Source organism: Streptomyces sp. 13-12-16, assembly GCF_002114215.1.
Lineage (GTDB): Bacteria > Actinomycetota > Actinomycetes > Streptomycetales > Streptomycetaceae > Streptomyces.
Genome location: NZ_NCTE01000523.1, coordinates 1 through 3,964 on the forward strand (window position 1 = coordinate 1; position 3,964 = coordinate 3,964).

Below are 3,964 nucleotides of genomic sequence, written 5' to 3' on the forward strand. Positions count from 1 at the left end.
TACGACGGCGGCACCCACGGATCTGGTGCGTCGGGGGAGGTGTCGGTGGGGCATGGGGCATCTCCTCGGTTCGGTGGGGAGGTGCCGAAACCGTAGGGAGGGCCGATCGGCGGGCGTAAGAGCCCGGCCGGCCCCCTCCCCGGTGTTATGGAACGGGCTGGGCGGCGAGCCACTCCGTGTAGCTGTCGCTGCGCGCCGCCACGCCCGCGTGGGCCAGCCGGGCCTGTTCGAGGACGGTGCCGGCGGTCTCCGCCCGCTGGGCCACGGTGTGCCAGCCCAGCAGGTGCCGCCAGGTCAGCGGGGTGCCCGTGAGCGGCCGGGCGGTGATTCCGGGCGTGGTCGGGAAGGTGGCCCGGCACAGCCCGACCGCCCGGCCGACCTGCACCAGGTGGACCAGGGACGAGGTGTCCGTCTCGTACATCCGGCGCGGAGTGAAGCCGGCGCGGGCGCAGGCCGCCGTGAAGCAGTCCCCGAAGCAGCCGTCGCCGGGGACGCAGGCCCACTGCTCACCGGCCAGCTCGGTCAGGTCCACCTCTCCCGGGCGGGCGAGCGGATGGCCCTCCGGCACCATGACGAACACCGGGTCGACCGCGACCTCCCGCCAGACCAGGCCCTCCGCACCGGGCGGCTCGGCCGAGCCGCAGGTCCCGGCGAGGGCGAAGTCCAGCCGGCCCTCGACGAGCAGTGCGGCCAGCTCCCGCTCGGACCAGGACGTGCAGGTGGTGACGCGGGCGTCCGGCACCGCGTCCGCCAGCCGGTCCACCAGGGCGCCCAGCAGCGGACCGTGGGTGCCGCCCAGCCGGAAGCAGGCGGTCGCGCGCGAGGTGCGGGCGAACCGCGCCGCCTCCTGTTGCAGTTCGGTCACCGCGGGCAGCACGATCCGGCTGCGCTCCAGCACGAGTTCGCCCAGCGCGGTCGCCCGCACTCCGTGCCGCCCGCGTTCGAACAGCTCACCGCCCAGGGCGCGTTCGATCCGCTTGAGCTGTGCGCTCAGCGCGGGCTGCGCGAGCCCGAGGGCCGTCGCCGCCCTGGTCAGGCTGCCGGCGTCGGCAATCGCCCGGATCGTCTTCAGATGCCGCAACTCCAGCTCCATGAGGGGAGCTTGCGACGTGACGGGTGCGGGAGCAAGGGGTTGGTACGGACCTGCTGTCGGCCGGCCGTCACGCGGACACGTCCTGCGCCCAGGCGGGCACGACCTGCACCCGGGTGCGGACGTCGACACGCGCGCAGGTGCGGACATCGATACGCGCACGGGTATTGACGTGCGGCCCGGCCAGACCTTAGCGTCCGCCCATCCCTAATGTTTCGGATCACGTTTCGAAACTTTCGAGAATGACGATGGGAATGAGACTCCCCGCATGAGATCCATTCGTTTCGCCACCGTGGCCCTCGCCACCGTCGCCCTGGCCCTGCCGCTCGCGACGGGCTCGGCCGCCGCCGGCCCGTCGGCCGGCGAGAAGGCCGCACCGCACTCCAACGCCAAGTCCGAACGGCTGCGCTCGGTCGCTCCCGAGGGCTTCGTCGTGGGCACCGCCGTGGCAGGCGGCGGCCACCACCTGGAGCAGGACTACCCGGACCCCTTCACGTACGACAAGGAGTACCGGAAGGTCCTGGGGCACCAGTTCAGCTCGGTCTCCCCCGAGAACCAGATGAAGTGGGACTACATCCACCCCGAGCGGGACCGCTACGACTTCGCACAGGCCGACGCCATCGTCGAGTTCGCCAAGCGCAACAAGCAGGTCGTACGCGGCCACACCCTGCTGTGGCACAGCCAGAACCCGGCGTGGCTGGAGGAGGGCGACTTCTCGAAGGAGGAGCTGCGCACCATCCTGCGCGAGCACGTCACCACCGTCGTCGGACGCTACGCCGGCAAGATCCAGCAGTGGGACGTCGCCAACGAGATCTTCGACGACCAGGGCAACCTGCGCACCCAGGACAACATCTGGATCCGCGAGCTGGGCCCGGGCATCGTCGCGGACGTCTTCCGGTGGGTCCACGAGATCGACCCGAAGGCGAAGCTGTTCTTCAACGACTACAACGTCGAGAGCGTCAACGCGAAGAGCGACGCCTACTACACCCTCATCCAGGACCTGCTCGAACAGGGCGTCCCCGTCCACGGCTTCTCCGTCCAGGGCCACCTGAGCACGCGGTACGGCTTCCCGGGCGACCTGGAGGACAACCTGAGCCGGTTCGACGCGCTCGGTCTGGAGACGGCCGTCACCGAGCTGGACGTCCGCATGGACGTCCCCGAGGGCGGTGTGCCCACCAAGGCGCAGGAGCGGCAGCAGGCCGACTACTACCAGCGGACGCTCGAGGCGTGCCTGGCCGTCGACGGCTGCAACTCGTTCACCATCTGGGGCTTCACCGACAAGTACTCGTGGGTGCCGGTGTTCTTCGAGGGCGAGGGCTTCGCGAACGTCATGACCGACGACTACAAGCGCAAGCCCGCCTTCTACGCCCTGCGGGACACGCTGAAGGAGGCGGCTCGCGAGGACGACTGCAAGAAGCACCACAAGCACTGAGCGGTGCGTCCCCGGACGCCCCCGGGCCGGCCGCGCAGGACGCGCGACCGGCCCGGGGGCGGTCCCCCCGCCCGGCGCCCGGCGGGGGACTCACAGCCTGCTCACGCCTTGCTCATGCCTTGCGGGCCACCGCCACGTACGCCCCGCTGTGGACGCCCTCCTGCCCGGGGACCGGCTCACCGAGCTCCGGGTGCCACTCCTCGGCCGCCACGATGCCGGGGGCGACGACCTCCAGCCCCTCGAAGAACCGGGCGAACCGGTCCCGGCTGCGCATGTCCATGGTGAGCCCGCCCGCCCGGTACAGGTCGGTCACCTTCCTCGACGCCTCCTCCGGGTGGAAGTCGGGCGTGAGGTGGGACATGACCAGGTAACTGCCCGGCGCCAGCGCGTCCTTGAGCCGCTCCACCAGCTCGTACGCCCCGTCCTCGTCGCCGATGAAGTGCAGCAGCGCGATCAGGGAGAGCGCGACCGGCCGATCGAAGTCCAGCGTTCCGCGGGCGCGTTCGACGATGGCGGCGGTGTCACGGGCGTCCGCCTGCACGTAGTCGACGACCCCCTCGGGAGTGCCGCGCAGCAGCGCCTCGGCGTGGACCAGGACGATCGGGTCGTTGTCGCAGTACACGACCCGTGCGTCGGCGGCGACCCCCTGGGCCACCTGGTGCAGGTTCGGCTCGGTCGGGATACCGGTCCCGATGTCGAGGAACTGCCGCACGCCCCGGCCGGCCGTCCAGCGGGTGGCACGGTGCATGAACGCCCGGTTCATCCGCGCCATGACCGGAATGGGCGGCGCGAACCCCACGAGCTGCCTGCCCAGCGCCTCGTCCACCGGGTAGTTGTCCTTGCCGCCGAGGAACCAGTCGTACATCCGCGCGGGATGCGGCTTGCTCGTGTCGATCGGCAGAGGAGCATGCGTGCCGGAGTTCTGCTGGTCCACGTCGATTCCCCTTGTCACACCCGGCAGTTGACCTTCTTCGGTCGCGCCCGCCACGATAACCGCCCCCTGCCCGACGCGACGCGCCGGGCACCCGTCGCCCTGCCGCCCGGGGACACCCACGTTCCACCTCGGTGAGGAAGGTGGGCGGGCGGTCCGGGCGGCTTGTTCCGTGCCGAAGGCGTACTCCCAGGTCCAGCTCCAGCGTGGACTGCCTTCATGGCCTCGTCCAGGACCGCGGTCAGCCCTTCGTTCAAGGGGTGGCTGACGCGGCCGTGCGGCAGGTGGGGCAGTGGGTTTCGGTTTCTGGGGCGCGGAAGGCGCGGTCGCAGCCGTCGCAGTTGCGGAGGCCGTGACGGGCGGGTGGTGGGGCGGCCGGGGCGCGGAACGGGGGCGGGGGCGGCAGGTGCGCCGTGAGGCGGTGGGCGAGGAGGGCCCCGGGACGGCGCAGGGGTTCGTCCGGCAGGTCGGTGGTGAGGGCGTGGCGTACGGCGGTGGGGGTGGCCTCGCG

Annotated in this window: 3 protein-coding genes and 1 pseudogene; 1 reads left to right on the plus strand and 3 read right to left on the minus strand. The window is 71.5% G+C overall.

The genetic code is table 11. The features are described from left to right. Positions 1-145 precede the first annotated feature (145 nt). Complete coding sequence (locus B7767_RS21190) at positions 146-1,093, minus strand: LysR family transcriptional regulator (RefSeq protein ID WP_085573589.1); 948 nt, start codon at positions 1,091-1,093, stop codon at positions 146-148. A 265-nt stretch (positions 1,094-1,358) separates the two neighbouring features. Here B7767_RS21190 and B7767_RS21195 point away from each other — a divergent pair, with 265 nt between their 5' ends. Beyond that, a complete protein-coding gene (locus tag B7767_RS21195) occupies positions 1,359-2,522 on the plus strand; it encodes an endo-1,4-beta-xylanase (RefSeq protein ID WP_085573590.1) in 1,164 nt (387 codons plus the stop codon). A gap of 112 nt (positions 2,523-2,634) precedes the next feature. Here B7767_RS21195 and B7767_RS21200 read toward each other — a convergent pair whose 3' ends face one another. Next, on the minus strand, positions 2,635-3,456 hold the full coding sequence (locus tag B7767_RS21200) for an SAM-dependent methyltransferase (RefSeq protein WP_085573591.1): 822 nt from the start codon (positions 3,454-3,456) through the stop codon (positions 2,635-2,637). Positions 3,457-3,706: 250 nt separating this feature from the next. Continuing rightward, positions 3,707-3,964 (minus strand): annotated as a pseudogene (locus tag B7767_RS47350) (helix-turn-helix domain-containing protein); the annotation flags it as partial.